This window comes from Microbacterium azadirachtae, from assembly GCF_000956505.1.
Lineage (GTDB): Bacteria > Actinomycetota > Actinomycetes > Actinomycetales > Microbacteriaceae > Microbacterium > Microbacterium azadirachtae_A.
Genome location: NZ_JYIX01000039.1, coordinates 342,213 through 358,689, shown reverse-complemented (window position 1 = coordinate 358,689; position 16,477 = coordinate 342,213). Strand labels below are relative to the sequence as shown.

At 68.1% G+C, this 16,477-nt stretch carries 16 protein-coding genes and 1 pseudogene; 8 read left to right on the top strand and 9 right to left on the bottom strand.

The window, feature by feature from the left end; genetic code table 11:
* Positions 1–35: 35 nt before the first annotated feature.
* Together RS86_RS17925 and RS86_RS17920 are read right to left on the bottom strand one after the other, a co-directional pair.
* On the bottom strand, positions 36–965 hold the full coding sequence (locus RS86_RS17925) for an aldo/keto reductase (protein ID WP_045273585.1): 930 nt from the start codon (positions 963–965) through the stop codon (positions 36–38).
* The gene (locus RS86_RS17920; RefSeq protein ID WP_045273584.1) at positions 962–2,380 is read right to left on the bottom strand and encodes a DUF2252 domain-containing protein; all 1,419 of its coding nucleotides are present in this window, start codon (positions 2,378–2,380) and stop codon (positions 962–964) included. Before RS86_RS17920 ends, RS86_RS17925 begins: the two co-directional genes overlap by 4 nt.
* Positions 2,381–2,624: 244 nt before the next feature.
* Between RS86_RS17920 and RS86_RS17915 the strand changes: the two genes are divergently transcribed.
* Positions 2,625–3,005, top strand: coding sequence for a VOC family protein (locus tag RS86_RS17915; RefSeq protein WP_045273583.1), 381 nt, complete (start codon positions 2,625–2,627; stop codon positions 3,003–3,005).
* 103 nt (positions 3,006–3,108) lie between these two features.
* The gene (gene pgi / locus RS86_RS17910; protein WP_045273582.1) at positions 3,109–4,788 is read left to right on the top strand and encodes a glucose-6-phosphate isomerase; all 1,680 of its coding nucleotides are present in this window, start codon (positions 3,109–3,111) and stop codon (positions 4,786–4,788) included.
* 54 nt (positions 4,789–4,842) lie between these two features.
* On the opposite strand, the pseudogene RS86_RS17905 reads toward pgi, so the two are convergent.
* Positions 4,843–5,007: pseudogene (locus tag RS86_RS17905) on the bottom strand (DUF6458 family protein); the annotation flags it as partial.
* A gap of 195 nt (positions 5,008–5,202) precedes the next feature.
* On the opposite strand from RS86_RS17905, the gene RS86_RS17900 reads away from it, so the two are divergent.
* A complete protein-coding gene (locus RS86_RS17900) occupies positions 5,203–6,303 on the top strand; it encodes a serine hydrolase domain-containing protein (RefSeq protein WP_045273580.1) in 1,101 nt (366 codons plus the stop codon).
* A gap of 67 nt (positions 6,304–6,370) precedes the next feature.
* Here RS86_RS17900 and RS86_RS17895 read toward each other — a convergent pair whose 3' ends face one another.
* The 3 genes from RS86_RS17895 to RS86_RS17885 all read right to left on the bottom strand — a co-directional run bounded on the left by RS86_RS17895 (position 6,371) and on the right by RS86_RS17885 (position 9,806).
* Positions 6,371–7,483 carry a fatty acid desaturase family protein gene (locus tag RS86_RS17895; RefSeq protein ID WP_045273579.1) on the bottom strand — a complete coding sequence of 371 codons (1,113 nt, stop codon included), beginning with the start codon at positions 7,481–7,483 and terminating at the stop codon, positions 6,371–6,373.
* Positions 7,484–7,654: 171 nt separating this feature from the next.
* Positions 7,655–8,413: a patatin-like phospholipase family protein gene (locus RS86_RS17890; protein WP_052680363.1), complete on the bottom strand. Its 759-nt coding sequence runs from the start codon at positions 8,411–8,413 to the stop codon at positions 7,655–7,657.
* A gap of 403 nt (positions 8,414–8,816) precedes the next feature.
* Positions 8,817–9,806 (bottom strand): helix-turn-helix transcriptional regulator, encoded by a 990-nt coding sequence (locus RS86_RS17885; protein ID WP_045273578.1) that lies wholly within the window; start codon positions 9,804–9,806, stop codon positions 8,817–8,819.
* 101 nt (positions 9,807–9,907) lie between these two features.
* Here RS86_RS17885 and RS86_RS17880 point away from each other — a divergent pair, with 101 nt between their 5' ends.
* The 3 genes from RS86_RS17880 (at position 9,908) to RS86_RS17870 (ending at position 11,748) form a co-directional block, all read left to right on the top strand.
* Positions 9,908–10,372 carry a VOC family protein gene (locus tag RS86_RS17880; RefSeq protein WP_045273577.1) on the top strand — a complete coding sequence of 155 codons (465 nt, stop codon included), beginning with the start codon at positions 9,908–9,910 and terminating at the stop codon, positions 10,370–10,372.
* A gap of 215 nt (positions 10,373–10,587) precedes the next feature.
* Positions 10,588–11,073: a hypothetical protein gene (locus RS86_RS17875; RefSeq protein ID WP_045273576.1), complete on the top strand. Its 486-nt coding sequence runs from the start codon at positions 10,588–10,590 to the stop codon at positions 11,071–11,073.
* A 111-nt stretch (positions 11,074–11,184) separates the two neighbouring features.
* Positions 11,185–11,748, top strand: coding sequence for a dihydrofolate reductase family protein (locus RS86_RS17870; RefSeq protein WP_045273575.1), 564 nt, complete (start codon positions 11,185–11,187; stop codon positions 11,746–11,748).
* Positions 11,749–11,853: 105 nt separating this feature from the next.
* Here RS86_RS17870 and RS86_RS17865 read toward each other — a convergent pair whose 3' ends face one another.
* Positions 11,854–12,642 carry an NAD-dependent epimerase/dehydratase family protein gene (locus tag RS86_RS17865; RefSeq protein WP_200892835.1) on the bottom strand — a complete coding sequence of 263 codons (789 nt, stop codon included), beginning with the start codon at positions 12,640–12,642 and terminating at the stop codon, positions 11,854–11,856.
* Between the two features lie 133 nt (positions 12,643–12,775).
* Between RS86_RS17865 and RS86_RS17860 the strand changes: the two genes are divergently transcribed.
* Together RS86_RS17860 and RS86_RS17855 are read left to right on the top strand one after the other, a co-directional pair.
* A complete protein-coding gene (locus tag RS86_RS17860; protein WP_045273573.1) occupies positions 12,776–13,381 on the top strand; it encodes a GNAT family N-acetyltransferase in 606 nt (201 codons plus the stop codon).
* Position 13,382: 1 nt separating this feature from the next.
* Positions 13,383–14,210, top strand: a complete 828-nt coding sequence (locus RS86_RS17855; protein WP_045273572.1) for a PaaX family transcriptional regulator C-terminal domain-containing protein — start codon at positions 13,383–13,385, stop codon at positions 14,208–14,210.
* 69 nt (positions 14,211–14,279) lie between these two features.
* Here RS86_RS17855 and RS86_RS17850 read toward each other — a convergent pair whose 3' ends face one another.
* Positions 14,280–15,305, bottom strand: coding sequence for an alpha/beta hydrolase family protein (locus RS86_RS17850; RefSeq protein ID WP_200892834.1), 1,026 nt, complete (start codon positions 15,303–15,305; stop codon positions 14,280–14,282).
* A 155-nt stretch (positions 15,306–15,460) separates the two neighbouring features.
* A complete protein-coding gene (nrdF, locus tag RS86_RS17845) occupies positions 15,461–16,438 on the bottom strand; it encodes a class 1b ribonucleoside-diphosphate reductase subunit beta (protein ID WP_045273570.1) in 978 nt (325 codons plus the stop codon).
* Positions 16,439–16,477: the final 39 nt, after the last annotated feature.

Below are 16,477 nucleotides of genomic sequence, written 5' to 3'. Positions count from 1 at the left end.
CAGCCTAGGAGATCACGGATGCGCCCCGGCCACCCCTACGGCAGGGTGTGTCCGGCGGCGCGGAACAGCTCGTACCACTCCGCCCGGCTGAGCTCGACGTCGGCTCCCTCCGCCGCCTCCTGCACGCGGGACGGCGTCGTTGTGCCGAGCACCACCTGCATGCCCGCGGGGTGCCGCGTGATCCAGGCGGTGGCGATACCGATCGGAGTGACGCCGTGCACGGCCGCGATCCTGTCGATCGCCGCGTTGAGCTCGGGATAGGCCGGGTTGTCCAGGAAGACGCCCGTGAAGAAGCCCGCCTGGTACGGCGACCATGCCTGGATCGTGATGCCCTCGATGCGGCAGTACTCCACGATCCCGCCGCCGTCGCGGACGATGCTCTGATCGAGACCCGCCATGTTCGCCGCGAGCGGCTGCGCGATGATCGGGGCGTGCGTGATCGACAGCTGCAGCTGATTCGCCACGAGAGGCTGCGTCACGGCGGTCTTCAGCAGATCGATCTGACGCGGGGTGTGGTTGGAGACGCCGAAGGAGCGCACCTTGCCCGAGGCGTGCAGCTCGTCGAACGCGCGCGCGACCTCCTCCGGCTCCACGAGGGCGTCGGGACGGTGCAGCAGCAGCACGTCGATGCGGTCGGTGCGCAGCGCCGCGAGCGACCCTTCGACCTGTCGCATGATGTGCTCGTAGGAGAAGTCGAACATCCCCTCCGAGGGCACGATGCCGCACTTGGTCTGCAACGTGATCTCGTCGCGCTCCGCGGCGGACAGCCCGAGGGCCGCACCGAAACGGTCCTCGCAGACGTGCATCGCCCCGCCGTAGATGTCGGCGTGGTCGAAGAAGTCGATCCCGTTCGAGCGGGCGGTGTCGTACAGCTCGCGGATCTGCGCGTCCGTACGGCCGTCGATGCGCATCATGCCCGCGACGACCGCCGGAGCGGATCCGGATCCGAATCGGATCTGCTTCATGCCCTGCTCTCCTCCTGCGCAGTCTGCTGCGCTGTGTGCGGAACGGCGTTCGCCGCCCCCTGCCCCGCCGCTCGCGCCGCGAACGACCGGTAGTCCTGCTCGGCCAGGTCGGCGTAGGCGTTGGCCCAGCTCACCAGGATATCGGCGAGCTGCGCACCCTTGCCCGCGTACCCGGCGATCTGAGCGGCCGCGGGCGCCTGCGCATGGGCGCGGGCCAGCGTGATCGCGCAGGCGACCGCGTACTCGCGATACCCCTCGTCCTCGATCTCGTCGGTGTCGATCGAGCCCTTCATGTCGTGGAACTGACGCACGTAGTAGTCCTCGCGCGATCCCTTGATGTGCCCGAGGAAGGGATCCGAGAACGCCTGCAGGACCCGCTGCACGCCCACGACCCTCGCGCCCTCCCCGCCCTCGCGGATCCGCTCCTGGAGGTCGGCCGGCTGTGCGATCCCGCCGTACTCCGCGAGCACGCTGCGCCCCGCCTGCTTGACCTGCAGCAGCAGGGGCTCGGCATCGGCGGTGCCCAGCACGGCGAGGAAGCACCGCGTGCCGACGCTGCCCACGCCGACCACACGGCGCGCCACGTCGCGCACCCGGTACTGGCGCAGCAACAGCTGGATGTCGATGTTCGCGGAGGCCGCATACCGTTCGAAGGCGGTGTCACTGACCTCGCGGATGTCGGGGTCGGCATGCGTCATGACGGGCGGCTGCTCGACGAACCGCAGGTGCCCGTCGTCCCCGCGGACGGTGAGCCTGCGCGCCGCGCGCGCTCCGGTCCGTTTCTCGGCGGCGGCGATCGCCTTCTGCAGGGTGCGCTGCGAATCGACGTCGAGCCCGTCCCGCGCCGCGGTCGCGTCGAAGTGCGCGAAGTACCGCTGCAGCGGATCCGCCGACGCGGCCGCACGCAGCGCCCGCGCGTAGGCGAGGACGCACTGCCGCGCCGCGTCATCCGCGAGCGCCTGCCCGCGGCCTCCTCTGGCGCCGATGACCACGCTCGCGACGAGACGCTTGAGATCCCACTCCCAGGGCGCCCAGGCTGCTTCATCGAAGTCGTTCAGGTCGAACATCAGCGTGCGCTGCGGCGAGGCGAAGAAGCCGAAGTTGCCGATGTGCGCATCGCCGCAGGACGGCACGAGTATGCCCGTGTGCGGCTCCCGCGCGAAGTCGGCGGCCATGATCGCGGCCGTTCCGCGGTAGAACGCGAACAGGTCGACGGCCATGCGCTCCGTGCGCAACGGGACGAGATCCGGCACGCGCGTGCTGTTCTGCCGGTCCAGGATGCCGAGCGGGTCGCGACCCGTCGCAGTGATCGTCGCGAGCGCGGTGCGGGGCACGCGGTCGCGTGCCGCCCTCCCCGCCGCGAGCCCCTCCGCGCGGGAGAGCATCGTGTCGCCGACCAGGTTGGTTTCGGTCATGGCCCATTCTCTCCCCGTGCCGGGTCGTTCGTTGCGCTTGCTTTGCTGCTTTGTTGCTTTGCGCCGGCGCCCCCTCGCAGCGTCCGCGCCTCCCCGCAGATCCGTCCGCCAGCGGGGGCGTGGACGCTCAGAGGGGGCGTCGAGCGCCCGGCAGTGAGGGACGCTCGAATGTCCGAGGTGCGGCGTAGTTTCGGGAGGGACGGCGGATCCACCGCCAGGGTTTCCCACTGAAGGAGCGTGCAGCATGGACTGGAAGATCGAGCTCATCTTCGTGCCGGTCACGGACGTCGACCGATCGAAGGAGTTCTACGAGCGGATCGGCTTCCACGCCGACCACGACCAGACGCCGTTCGAGGGACTGCGCTTCGTGCAGATGACCCCTCCCGGATCCGCATGCTCGATCGCGTTCGGCACCAATCTCGGCATCGACCTCGAGCCCGGTCAGCAGAACACGATCCAGGTCGTGGTTCCCAACGCGGACGAGGCCCTCGCGCACTTGCGCGGCGTCGGCGCAGAGGCCACGGACGTCGACGACCAGGCCTGGGGTCGCTTCGTCACGTTCGCCGATCCCGACGGCAATCGCTGGACCCTGCAGGAGCTGCCGGACCGCAGCGAACAGGCCTGATCCGGGGCCGGGGCGGGCTGCCTCGCGCACCTCGCCCCGGCGCTTCATCCGGTCGGCAGGACGTCTTCGGCGCACGGCGACCATCCCGCGCTAGCGTTGACCCATGACCTCCCCGATCGACGCCACCACGACGCCCGCCTGGACCGATCTCACCGCCCTGCGGGAGTCGTTCTCGCCCGATCTGCGCGGCTGGTTCGCCACCGACGCCGAGCGCGTGGAGAGTCTGACTTTCGATCTCGCCGACCTCCGCGTCGATCTGTCCAAGAACCTCGTGACGGCGGAGATCCGCAGCGCTCTCGTGCACCTCGCAGAGCAGACCGGCGTCGCCGAGCGATTCGCCGCGATGCTGGCCGGCGAGCACATCAACACCACGGAGGACCGCGCCGTGCTGCACACGGCCCTCCGCCGCCCTGCGGGCTCCTCCCCCGCGCTGGTCGTCGACGGCCAGGACGTGGACCACGACGTGCACGCGGTGCTGGACGCGCTGAGCGCCTTCGCCGACCGCGTGCGCTCCGGCGACTGGCGGGGCGCGACCGGCAAGAAGGTCACCCACGTGGTGAACATCGGGATCGGCGGATCCGACCTCGGCCCGGTCATGGTCTACGAGGCGCTGAAGCCCTACGCCGATGCGGGGATCCAGGCCCGCTTCGTCTCCAACATCGATCCGACCGACATCGCGCAGAAGACGGCGGATCTGGATCCGGAGACCACGCTGTTCGTCGTCGCATCGAAGACGTTCACCACGCTCGAAACGCTGACCAACGCGCGCCTCGCCCGCGACTGGCTGTGGGAGCACCTCGCCGCCGCCGGCGTCGACGTCGTAACGGACGAGGCGCGCAGCAACGCGGTCGCGCATCACTTCGTCGCGGTCTCCACTGCGCTCGACAAGGTGGCTGCGTTCGGCATCGACCCGGCCAACGCGTTCGGGTTCTGGGACTGGGTCGGCGGCCGGTACTCGGTCGACAGCGCGATCGGGCTGTCCTTGGCGATCGTGTTCGGTCCGGGCGCATTCCGCGAACTGCTCGCCGGATTCCACGCCGTCGACGAGCATGTGCGAACCACGCCCCTGGAGCGCAACGTCCCAGTGCTGATGGGCCTGCTCAACGTCTGGTACACGAACTTCCTCGGGGCGCAGTCGCACGCAGTGCTCCCCTACGCCCAGCAGCTGAGCCGCTTCCCCGCCTACCTGCAGCAGCTCACGATGGAGTCGAACGGCAAGTCGGTGCGCTGGGACGGGTCGCCCGTGACGACTGACACCGGCGAGGTGTTCTGGGGCGAGCCCGGCACGAACGGCCAGCACGCGTTCTATCAGCTGATCCACCAGGGCACTCGTCTGATCCCGGCCGACTTCATCGCCGTCGCGAACCCCGCCTACCCGCTCGCCGACGACGGTCGCGACGTGCACGGCCTGTTCCTCGCGAACTTCCTCGCGCAGACCAAGGCGCTCGCCTTCGGCAAGACCGCGGAGGAGGTCGAGGCCGAGGGCACGACCGGCGCGCTCGTGGCGGCGAGGACCTTCGCCGGCAACCGCCCGACGACCTCGATCTTCGCCCCTGCGCTGACGCCGGCCGTGCTCGGTCAGCTGATCGCCCTGTACGAGCACATCACCTTCACGCAGGGAGCGATCTGGGGGATCAACTCGTTCGACCAGTGGGGCGTCGAACTCGGCAAGCAGCTCGCCCTGCAGATCGCGCCCGCGATCGAAGGCGATCAGGATGCGATCGCCGCGCAGGATCCCTCCACCCGCGCGCTGCTCGCCTACTACCGCGAGCAGCGCCGCTGACTCAGCGGGCTATCAGAGCAGATCCTCGTCGCTCGTCGGCCCGGTGCGGCGACCGCGCCGCACGAGCAGCAGGATCAGGCTCAGCAGGAAGACGACCGCCCCGGCGATCATGAGGATGTAGCCGACCAGGTGCAAGTCGATCCAGGAGACCTGGACGTTGAGCGCGAACTCGAGGATCGCGCCGATGACGAAGAGGACGATGCCGGTTCCGATGCCCATGAGGAGTGCCTCCGTTCGGTAGCTGGATGCCGTACGGGATGACGTTAGGCCGGATTCCGCGGAGATCCATGGGGCTTGACAACCGGTCTCCGAGACCGATCGGGCGGCGTGGAGCGCGATCGCGCCGGACCTCCGCTTAGAGTGGGCCGGGGCCACCCCGTACCACGACGCCCGCGGACGCGAAGGAGCCGGACGATGACGACGGAGTTGCAGGAGATCCTCGACAGGCACGTCGCGAACGGCACCGCTCCCGGGATCGTGGTCGCGGACGGCGACGCCGCGGGACGGCTCGAGATCTTCTCCTCCGGCGACCTTCAGCCCGACGCGATCGTGCGCATCCAGTCGATGACGAAGCCCGTGCTCGCCGTCGCGACGCTGCGCCTGGTGCAGGACGGCCGGCTCGACTTGGACGCGCCGGTGCAGCAGTGGATGCCGGAGCTCGCCGATCGCCGCGTCCTGCGCACCCCGCAATCGGCGCTCGACGATGTCGTGCCGGCGGAGGCGCCGATCACGGTCCGTCACCTGCTGACGAACACCTCCGGCTACGGCATGACGACAGCCCCCGGGCCACTGCAGGATGCGATGGTGCGCAACCGCACTCAGGCGGGCCAGGATCCTGTCGAGCTCGGCGCCCAGGACTGGCTCGACGCCCTCGCCGATCTCCCGCTGATGTTCCAGCCCGGCGCGGGATGGCGATACCACCACTCCTTCGGGATCCTCGGAATCCTCCTCGGTCGCATCGCCGACCGTCCCCTGCCCGACCTCCTCGCCGACGAGATCTTCGACCCCCTCGGCATGACCGACACGGGGCACACCGTCCCGCGGCAGAACGCGCATCGCCTCCCGGCCGCGTACCGCCACGACGGCGCCGGAGCCCTTGTCGAGATGGAACCCGCCGGCGACGGCTTCTACGTGGCCCCGGCGCCGTTCGACCTGAACCACGCCGAGCTGGTCTCGACGGCATCGGACTATGCGGCCTTCGCACGGATGCTGGCCTCCGGCGGCCGGGTGGGCGACCGGGTCATCGTGCAGCCCGCGCTGCTCGAGCAGATGCGGACGGACCGCGTGCCGGCGCACCTCAAGACGCCTGACAGCTTCTTCCCCGGGTTCTGGGACAGCATGGGCTGGGGATACGGCGTCGCCGTGCAGACGGCGGGGCCGCACCAGGGCCGCTACGGATGGTCCGGCGGGCTGGGAACCGATCTGTACATCGACCTCGACGGCTCGTTCCGGGTGATCCTGACCCAGGTCGAGATGGGCCCTGAGGCGATGGCGCTCTTCGCGGAACTCGCCTGAGCGTCATTCCGCGAAGACGCCGGATCACACCGCCGCTGCCGCCGCGATCGGGCCCGAGGCGCCGGGATCAGGCGCGCCGGTACTGCCCGACCATGGGGCAGTCGAACGGATCCCGCGCGGCGAGGCCCACCCGGTTGAGATAGTCGATGACGATCGCGTAGGACTGCCACAGGGACGTCTCCGTGTAGGCGATGTCGTGCGTGGCGCAGAACTCGCGCACGATCTCGCTGGCGCGGGAAAGGTGCATCCGGGACATGTTCGGGAAGAGGTGGTGCTCGACCTGGTAGTTCAGACCGCCCATGAGCCAGGTGGCCCACCATCCGCCGCGGATGTTGCGCGACGTGTAGACCTGCTTGGAGAAGAAGTCGAGACGCGCGTCAGGTGCGATCACAGCCATACCCTTGTGATTCGGAGCGAACGACGCGCCCATGTAGACGCCGAAGACCGCGAGCATGACACCCAGGAACGCGGCGGCCTTGCCGAGCGGGAGCACCAGGAAGATCGGCGTCAGGACGATCGTGAAGCGCGCAACGATCAAGCCGATCTCCGTCCAACGGCCCTTCACCGGCGCACGGCCGACGAGATGCTTGATGCCGAGGTAGTGCAGGTTCATTCCCTCGAGGGTCAGCAGCGGGAAGAAGAACCAGCCCTGCCGGCGGGTGATCATCCGGATCAGGCCCCGCGACTGCGCCGCATCCTCCTCCAGGAAAGAGATGGTGTCGACTTCGATGTCGGGATCCTTCCCGACGCGGTTGGGGTTCGCGTGGTGGCGGCTGTGCTTCGAGTCCCACCACGAGTAGCTGATCCCGACGACACCTGCCGCCAGGATGCGCGCGAGACGGTCGTTCGCCGGCCCGGAGGAGAGGATCTGCCGGTGCGCGGCCTCATGCGCGAGGAATGCGACCTGCGTGAAGAGGATCCCGAAGGCCGCGGCGATGAGCAGCTGGAACCAGCTGTCCCCCAGCAGGACGAATCCTGTGATCGCTCCACCGAACGCGAGCGCGACCGCCGAGGCGACGAGGATGTAGAACCTCGGGGTGCGCTGCATCAAGCCTGTCTCACGCACGACTCGAGAAACCTCGACGAACGCGCGGGCGACGTGCGGGAAGTCCTCCTGGCGCGCGTAGGTTTGCCGGACGGGGCCCAGGCGCGAGGGGGTTTCGGTGTGTACGGATGACATCGATGAGCGCTTTCCCTGGGTCCGGCAGAGGCCGGAGCTGGAGCCAAGGGCGGACGCCGATCGCTGGGACCCACGCTACGCGCTCCCATATGCGCGGAGGGGCATGAGCCGCTGTGCATCCACCTCGAAAGCACCCTCAAGAGACCCCCCGAAAGGCGGACGAGGCGATGCCTAGGCGATGGACAGGAGACGGCCGTCGCGATCCGCGGCGTCCAGGGCTTCCTCAGCCGCCCGACGCCCCTCCGCGATGAGCCTCGGTACGTCCTTCATCACCCATTGCGCCATGCGATCCATCTCCGGCTGGATGAGGATCACGGTCGGGTCGGCCACGAGGTCGGCCGTGGCGGTGACGGTGCGCATCATCCGCACGTTCTCCCACTTGGCGTGCAGCCGGACGACGATCGTCCGCTCCGCGCCGAGCGCACGGGTCACGGAGTCCGGGACGTTGTCGACCATGCCGCCGTCGGCGAGCAGGGCGCCGTCGCGACGGACGGGCGGCAGCACGCCGGGGACGGCGACCGTGGCGCGGAGGGCCGTGCTGAGCGGTCCGCGGTCCAGGATCACGCCGCGACGCGTGCGCAGGTCGGTGGCGTAGGCGCCGAAGCGCCGCGGAAGGTCCTCGATGAGGGGGTCGTGGCCGAGGATCCGACGGATCGCGTCGGTCACCGCATGCGTGTCGAGCAGCCCCCACCTCGGGCGCAGCGACCAGCGGGCGATCGCCCCCCAGCGGAACCCGCGCACCGCATGCTCGATCGCGTCGGCTCCGAAGCCCGCGGCGTAGGCGGCGCCGAGGAGAGCGCCGGCGCTCGTCCCGGCGACGATCCCGGGGCGGATGCCGCGCTCGTCGAGCACCTGCAGCACTCCGGCCTGCGCCGCGCCGTACGCGCCGCCGCCGCTCAGCGTCAGTCCGAGGGTGTGATCGTCCGTCACGTGTCTCCCCTCGCCGGCCGTCAGGCGACGCTATCAGTGGGCGCCTTCGCAACGGCTGAGACGGAGGTATGGAGAAGAGTTCATCGTCCTGGTCCCGAACCAGAACGATGACCCCTCTGCACCTCCAGCGGGCACAGCACTCCCCAGCGCTGCGCCACAGTGAACAACCAGAATATTGGTTGCTCGCTGAGCGTTTCATCGGAGCGGTGGGCGTGGACGTCGAGGCCCCCTCTGAGCACCGAAGCCCCCTTGCAGTTGCGTAACTGCGAGGGGGCCTCGGTGCTGCGAGGGGGCCTCGGCGGAAGTGGGCCCGCGCGGCGTGCTCAGCCGTCATGCCGACCCCCGCGTGCTCGCGGAGGAACGCGGCTGGCGAACCGTCGATACCGAGCTTTCCCCGTTCGGGTCATCCCTCTCCCTTGGCCGTCGCCGCATTCCGTGTCGCCAGGACGCCGAAGGCCTCCGCGAGTTCGGGCGGGCGGATGACGTCGATGTCGGTGTCGAATCGGTTGAGGGAGGCGGCGAGCGCAACCCAGGACCAGGATCCGATCTCGAGAGAGCAGCGCGTAGGGCCGAGATCCTCGACGATCCCGTCCCCGGCGAACGGCAGCACGTCCCGGGCCGGCAGTGACAGGACGACTTTGCCGGAGCATGGCCAGCGGTCGGCCGCGTCCGAGCCCTTGAATCGTGCCGAGACGTACGCGGCGACATCGCCGCCCGGCACCTCCCTGGGCGTGAACCGCGGTCCCGTCGGAGTACGCGGCGTGATGCGATCGGCGCAGAAGAGCCGCCAGTCGTCCCTGTCGAAGTCCCAGGCGACGAGGTACCAGCGCCCTTGGGCGGTCACGAGGTGCTGCGGCTCCACCCGTCTTGGAGGCAACAGGTCGTCGTCCCCCCGAGGGTCGGGGCTCGCGTAGCCGAAGCGGAGCACCTCACGAGCGCGCACCGCCGCGGACAGCGCGATCAGGACATCCGGCGAGACCGAGTCCGGCGCCGCGTCGCCGGGGCGCGCCGGGACCGCGGTGAAGGTCAGAGCGTCGAGTCGGTGCCGAAGCCGAGAAGGCATCACCTGACGGATCGTGGTCAACGCGCGCAGCGAAGCCTCTTCGATGCCGACTCCGGAGGCCGTCGCCGATTGCAGTGCCACGGCGAGTGCGACGACCTGCTCGTCGTCGAAGAGCAGCGGCGGGAGTTCGCTGCCGGCATCCAGGCGGTATCCGCCGTCCGGGCCCATCGCCGCCTGGATCCGGTATCCCATCTCCCGGAGCCGGTCGATGTCGCGGCGGATCGTGCGATGACTGACCTCCAGACGTTCGGCCAGCGTCGAGCCCGGCCAGTCGCGCCTGGTCTGCAAGAGCGACAGCAGGCTGAGCAGGCGTGAGGTGGGGGCGGCCATGTGGGAAGACTACTTTCCATCTAGGACAAGAACTGACCTATACGCCTGTGAGGCTGGTGCACGTCTGGGAAGCCCGGGCGCCGCCCGATCAAGGAGCACTCATGAGCATCACCACCACCACTCACCTCAACTTCCGCGGCGACGCGCGCCAGGCGCTGGAGTTCTACCAGTCCGTGTTCGGCGGCGCGGTCAGCATCGCCACGTACGGCGACGTCGGAATGCCGAAGGACGCCCCCGGCACCGACAGGGTCGTCTTCGGGCAGCTCGAATCCGAGGACGGGTTCCGGGTGATGGCCTACGACATCCTCGGGGCCTCCGCCGGCCCTACCCCCGGCGGGTCGACCCGACGCGAGAACGGCGTGACCCTCACCGACCAGCCGTTCTTCGTTTCCGTGCGCAGCACGGCGCTGGAGGAGGCGCAGACGTACTGGGACAAGCTCTCCGCGGGAGCGTCGGTCATCGAGCCGCTCGCCGCTTCGGCGTGGAGCCGTGGTTTCGGCATGCTGACCGACGGCTTCGGCGTGACCTGGATCCTCGACGTCGCCGCGGACGACCACGCCGGCTGAGCCCGGCAGCATGGAAAAGGCTCGGAGCTGCGGCGCACGCAGTTCCGGGCCTTTCACGCCGAGTGCGGACCGGGCTCGTCAGCGGCCGTCCTCGTGCACGTCGCCGGTGCACTCGCTCATCGCAGGGAAGACGCCGGCGCTCACCGCGGGATCGCCGGAGTCGATGGGCACCTATCTCTCGTTCCCCACACGATCGTTTTGAGTATCATCAGAACATGAGCGCGACCACCCCCACCGACGAGACTGAGCTGCGGATGACCCTCGACACGAAGATCGTGATCTGGGTCGTCTGCGCAGCGCTGGGCGTCAGCCTTGGCCTGGCCTTGCCGTGGCTCCTGCAGAACATCGCCAGTTGGCCGATCCCCTTCATCGACCAGCTCAAGTTCCTGGGTTCCTTCGATGCGCCGATCATGGTCATCGGCCGCCCGGCGATCCTCGGAATCATCGGCATCGTCATCGCCTTCGTCATCACCTATCAGAGTGCGAGACTGAGAATCAGCGACACTCAGATCACGATCACCGAGGGCGATGACTCCCGGCTGATCTCTCGCGACCAGGTCGGAGGGGTGTTCCGCCACGGCGGCAAAGTCCGCATCGAATCGCCGGAGGGCCGGGTCCTGTTCGACGACGACGTCGAGGGGGGCAAGCACCGCATCACGGCGGCCTTCCAGAAGCACGGCTACCCCTGGGAGGGCGCCTGAGCGCCGCCCAGAGCGCCGCCGACCTCGGCCCGGCGCAGCGATCCGCCACTCGCCGCGCACGCCTCTCGACACCCGACGCCACCATCGACTACTTCTGGGAGTTCTGAAAACATGACTGCTTCACGCACCTGGCGAGGACGCGCGTTCCTCGGTATGAGTCTCGACGGATTCATCGCCGCACCGGGAGGCGACCTGTCATTCCTCGAGGCCCCGCGCGGCCGAGGGCTGCACACCGTGACCTCAGCCGACCACCCGGCGCTCGTGTGGGAGACCTTCTTCCCTGAGGTCGACGCGCTGGTCATGGGTCGGGCGACCTATGAGAAGGTGCTGACCTTCGGGCACTGGCCTTACGACGGCAAGCGAGTGGTAGTGCTGAGCAGCACACTTCCCGTGGGCACTCGGGGCGTGAAGGTCGTGCGCTCCGTCGAGGAGGCGGCGACGACGCTCGACAGCGACGGCGCCGACCAGGTGTACATCGACGGCGGGCGAACCGTACGGGAGTTCATGGCCGCGGGGCTGCTCGACGAGCTGACCGTGTCGGTCGCCCCGATCGTCATCGGGGGCGGGATCCGCCTGTTCGGCGAGGGCGACCACGCTGACCTGATCGTCCGCGGTTCGCACGTCGAAGCCGACGGGTTCGTTCGAACCACGTACAAGGTTCTGCCCATCCAGTAGAACCAGAAACGCCCCGTGCGCACGACTGCTCTCAGTGCAGTTGAGTGTGCTGGTTCTCAGAGCCAGCACACCGAGGACTTTGAGGTGGCGATCGGGTCTCTATCGTCAGGGAGTGCGCATGCGGTCCAATGAGTACTCGACGTTGGCGTAAGCCCCGCCCTGCGACTGCCCCGCGGGAAGCTCGCCGTGGACGCCATGCTCTGCCGCGTCGTCGACCGGTGCGTAGCCGACCACCTCACCCGACGTCAGACTCCACCAATGCTGCGTGTTCCGGGAGACCGCGTAGAAGGTGGCGTGCTGTTGGGAAGCGGTCATCGCCGCTTCGAACGCACGGAGGGCGTCGCCCGGGCTGAGCCAGGTGCGCAGCTCTCGCGCGGATGTTGGCGCTGGTTCGCAGCTCCCAATCCGCATGACAATGGTGCTGAGACCGAACTTATCCGAATAGAGACGACACAGTGCTTCGCTGGCGACCTTCGACGCCCCATAGAATCCGTCCGGTCGAGGGGGCATGCTCTCGTCGACGATCGTGTCGGTGCTGTAGAAACCGGTCACACGGTTGCTGCTGGCGAAGACCACTCGCCCGACCCCGGCGCGTCGCGCGGCCTCGAGTACGTGATAGGTCCCCACAATGTTGATCTCTGCGAGCTCGTGAAAGTCCGCCTCATCGGGGACGCCACCCAGATGCACGACACCCGCACAGCCGGCGAAGGCGGCCTCCAGTGCGGCGAGATCGCGAACATCGCACTGGACGGGACGATCCGACGCTGAGACAGGTGCGACCTCCGCGATATCGATCGACACGAGGTCAGTGTCGGGCAGAGACTCACGAAGGGCCCGCCCGATAGTTCCTGCGGCGCCCGTAACGGCCCAGCGTTGCCCTTTGAACGTGTTCACGGCGTCAACGCTAGCCAACGAAACCGACATCGGCTCCGCGCGGCCCCACCCATGTCACGCTTTCGAGGCGTCCGCCGCGTAGGAGAATCTACCGTTTGAACTACGCTCGTGTATGACTTGATAGACTTTGCCGATGGAGCTCTCTGATGTCGCCATCACTGCAGGAATCCCCCGCGGACAGCGACCCCGCGTCGCCCGGCTGTACTGGCAGGCGTTCCACCAGAAACTGCGCCCGGCGCTGAGCGACGAGCGGCGAGCCATCCCCTACCTCGAGTCGCAGCTGGCAGACGACCGCGTCGTCTGCGCACATGCGGACGGCACCGTCATCGGGGCCGTCGGGTTCGCCCTTCGGGGTCGCGCCGCCGTCGGGTTCTCCTTTGCAGAACTACGTGCGCGATACTCAACCTTCACCGCACCGGTCCGTGCGCTGCTGCTCGGCGTCCTCGAGCGGCGCGCGCATCCTGGGAGCCTGCTGCTCGACGGGATCTCGGTCGCGCCCGAGGCCCGTGGTCTCGGCGTCGGAACCGCACTGCTCGCGCACGTACGTCGGCTCGCACGCGATGAGAGGATGGACGCCGTGCGGCTGAGCGTCGTCGATACCAACCCTCGGGCGCGGGATCTCTATCAGCGGCTCGGCTACGTCGCGGAAGGTTCCGCATCGATCGGCCCGCTCCGCAGGCTCTACGGATTCCGCACCGCGACCGAGATGGTCCTATCGCTCGAGGGGAAGAGGTCCTGACATGAGCGACATCCGTGTCTCACCGCGGGTCGTCATCGAGGCATGCTTCGACGAGAACGGGGTCGCCGAGCTCGCTTACGTCTATGACGTGGCCCTGGCGGCCGGACTCGCGGATCAGCCTGTCCGTCTCGCCATCCGTCGCCTCGAGGCGACGGGGTATCTCCGGCAGGAGGGGCGCGGGCGCAAGGGGCGCCTCGTCCTCACCGACTCCACGCGTGCACGGGAGGACGCGAACGTCGGGTACATCGCACTCGCCTACGCGCAGGATGCCGGTGACGCACCGTGGGACGGGCGCTGGCGTCTGTACACCTTCTCAATACCCGAGCGAAACCGGTCGGAACGGGACGGCCTCCGCAACGCACTACTCCGCCTCGGTGCGGCGCCGCTCGCCCCCGGCGTCTACATCAGCCCGCACGACCTCGCCTCGAGCCTCGCCCACGAGACGGCGACGACGACCCTCGCGCGATATCTCATCACGGCGGAAGTCGTTCATCTCGGCGGTGCGGGATTCGGTGATCCCCTTGCCACCGCCGAGACCCTCTGGCCCGCGAAGCCCCTCCTCGATGCATACGCCCCTCTCGCGGAGGCGCTGCACGCCGCGGAGCGACTGAACGCCGATCCCGCCGATCCCGCGAAGGAGACCGCGACGGCCCTCGCTCTCGCCGAGGCGTTCACCGATGCTCTCGAACGCGATCCGCTGCTTCCACCCGAGCTGCGTCCGCCCGATTGGCCGCCCACTCGACTGCGAGGGGAGTTCCGCGACTCCTGGGCACAGCACCGGAGGCGCAATCCCGGCCTATCCCTCTTCGCGGCCTACCCCGCCGACTAGTCACCCGGCGAATCGGCCGTCCGCCCGGATGCTCATCGCCATCGAAACGAGAAGGATCGCGACAAGGGATCAGCGCGCGACAGCGGAGAGGAACGACGTGTAGTCGTCGATGACTCCTGCGCCGAGTAGCGCCCGCGGCCAGAGGACCGCGGTGATCGTGCCGATGACCTCGTTGTCCTCGACGATCGACCGCGCGAGCGAATGCGCCCCGTCGACATGGCGGACGATGAGGGAGGACCCGAAGATCAAGCCGTAGACGCGTTCCGTCTCGGCGACGTCGACGTTCCGATCCGCGTTTCCCACCATGAGGAGCACGGGAAGCTTCTGGGATGCGGACGCGGCGAGGTCTGCGGTCGCATCTGCACCATGGTTTCGCAGGACGAAGTCCCAGCGATCCTCCGACATCGCTTCCGGATCCGCCGTCGTCGTGCGGTAGACGCTGTATGCGGCGCCGCGCTCGAGCAGTTCGCGCGTCTTGTCGCTCTCTTCGACGGCGACCCTTCGCTCTTCCGCACTGACACCTTCTCGCTCGAGCTCGGAGAGGAGGTTGAAGCGTCCCTGTCGGAGCCAGTTGATGGCGGGCCCCACCGCCACGACCGCATCGATGTCGTCGCGGGCGCGGACGACCTTCGGCACGACCCATCCGGCCTGGCTTGCACCCCAGAGCACGATCGCGTCGGTCGGAACGTCGACTGCCCCGATCGCCCACTCGATCGCCGCGGAGACCTCGGCGGCCCGATCGTCCATCGACTGCGACAGCCAGTTGCCTTCCGACTCGCCGACACCCGGCTTGCTCCACGACAGGGTGGCGAACCCGGCATCCGCCGCGCCCTCGAACCACGGATCGTAGAGGCCGCCCTGCGACGCCTCGACCGCGCCATCACCGTGCACCATGACGACCACACCTCGTGACTCGACTCCGGTCGGGACCGTCAGAACGCCCGCAAGATCGCCGTCAGGGCCCGGGATGGTGACGGCGGTCTGTGAGAAGCGGAAGCTGTTACCGATCAGCGACACACCGACCAGGAGCCCGACGACGGCGACGATCGTGATCGCCACGGCGAGCAATCGGACCACATATCTTCTTTGCTTCACGTTCGTATCATAGTTGATAGTTATTGTGCCGTGAAGAAACGCGGGATATGGGGAAGGCGTCGGTACGACGAGAAGGGCCACGGGATCGAATGATCCCGCGGCCCTTCACGTCAGAGCATCGCTTGTGGTCGATGCCAGACGAACCTACCTGCGACTCAGAACTCCCAGTCCTCGTCCTCGGTGGCCTCGGCCTTGCCGATGACGTAGGAGGATCCGGATCCCGAGAAGAAGTCGTGGTTCTCGTCGGCGTTCGGCGAGAGCGCCGACAGGATCGCCGGGTTCACGTTCGTCACGGTCGCGGGGAACATCGCTTCGTAGCCGAGGTTCATGAGCGCCTTGTTCGCGTTGTAGTGCAGGAAGCGCTTGACGTCCTCGGTGAGACCGACGCCGTCGTACAGGTCCTGCGTGTACTGCACCTCGTTGTCGTAGAGCTCGTAGAGCAGCGAGAACGTGTAGTCCTTCAGCTCGTCCTTCTTGGCCTGGTCGAGCGTCTCGAGGCCGCGCTGGAACTTGTAGCCGATGTAGTACCCGTGCACGGCCTCATCACGGATGATGAGGCGGATGAGGTCGGCCGTGTTGGTGAGCTTCGCCCGCGACGACCAGTGCATCGGCAGGTAGAAGCCCGAGTAGAACAGGAAGCTCTCCAGCAGGGTCGAGGCGACCTTGCGCTTGAGCGGCTCGTCCCCGCGGTAGTAGTCCATGACGATCTGAGCCTTCTTCTGAAGGTTCGGGTTCTCCACGGACCAGCGGAACGCCTCGTCGATCTCCTTCGTCGAGCACAGCGTCGAGAAGATCGAGGAGTAGCTCTTCGCGTGCACCGACTCCATGAACGCGATGTTCGTGTAGACGGCCTCCTCGTGCGGAGTGATCGCATCGGGGATGAGCGACACCGCGCCGACGGTGCCCTGGATCGTGTCCAGGAGCGTCAGGCCGGTGAACACGCGCATGGTGAGCGTCTGCTCCTCGGGGGTGAGCGTGTTCCACGACTGGATGTCGTTCGACAGCGGCACCTTCTCGGGCAGCCAGAAGTTGTTCACCAGACGGTTCCAGACCTCGAGGTCCTTGTCGTCCTGGATGCGGTTCCAGTTGATCGCCTGCACGCGGTCGACCAGCTTGAGCGGTTCGGGAGTCATTTCATTCCTACTTCGGTCGTTGAGCGAGACGAAACGCGG

Bases quoted from the DNA above. Each gene is read 5' to 3' on its own strand.
- RS86_RS17925 (WP_045273585.1), bottom strand. From the start codon at position 965: ATGAAGCAGATCCGATTCGGATCCGGATCCGCTCCGGCGGTCGTCGCG.
- RS86_RS17920 (WP_045273584.1), bottom strand. From the start codon at position 2,380: ATGACCGAAACCAACCTGGTCGGCGACACGATGCTCTCCCGCGCGGAG.
- RS86_RS17915 (WP_045273583.1), top strand. From the start codon at position 2,625: ATGGACTGGAAGATCGAGCTCATCTTCGTGCCGGTCACGGACGTCGAC.
- pgi (WP_045273582.1), top strand. From the start codon at position 3,109: ATGACCTCCCCGATCGACGCCACCACGACGCCCGCCTGGACCGATCTC.
- RS86_RS17900 (WP_045273580.1), top strand. From the start codon at position 5,203: ATGACGACGGAGTTGCAGGAGATCCTCGACAGGCACGTCGCGAACGGC.
- RS86_RS17895 (WP_045273579.1), bottom strand. From the start codon at position 7,483: ATGTCATCCGTACACACCGAAACCCCCTCGCGCCTGGGCCCCGTCCGG.
- RS86_RS17885 (WP_045273578.1), bottom strand. From the start codon at position 9,806: ATGGCCGCCCCCACCTCACGCCTGCTCAGCCTGCTGTCGCTCTTGCAG.
- RS86_RS17880 (WP_045273577.1), top strand. From the start codon at position 9,908: ATGAGCATCACCACCACCACTCACCTCAACTTCCGCGGCGACGCGCGC.
- RS86_RS17875 (WP_045273576.1), top strand. From the start codon at position 10,588: ATGAGCGCGACCACCCCCACCGACGAGACTGAGCTGCGGATGACCCTC.
- RS86_RS17870 (WP_045273575.1), top strand. From the start codon at position 11,185: ATGACTGCTTCACGCACCTGGCGAGGACGCGCGTTCCTCGGTATGAGT.
- RS86_RS17860 (WP_045273573.1), top strand. From the start codon at position 12,776: ATGGAGCTCTCTGATGTCGCCATCACTGCAGGAATCCCCCGCGGACAG.
- RS86_RS17855 (WP_045273572.1), top strand. From the start codon at position 13,383: ATGAGCGACATCCGTGTCTCACCGCGGGTCGTCATCGAGGCATGCTTC.
- nrdF (WP_045273570.1), bottom strand. From the start codon at position 16,438: ATGACTCCCGAACCGCTCAAGCTGGTCGACCGCGTGCAGGCGATCAAC.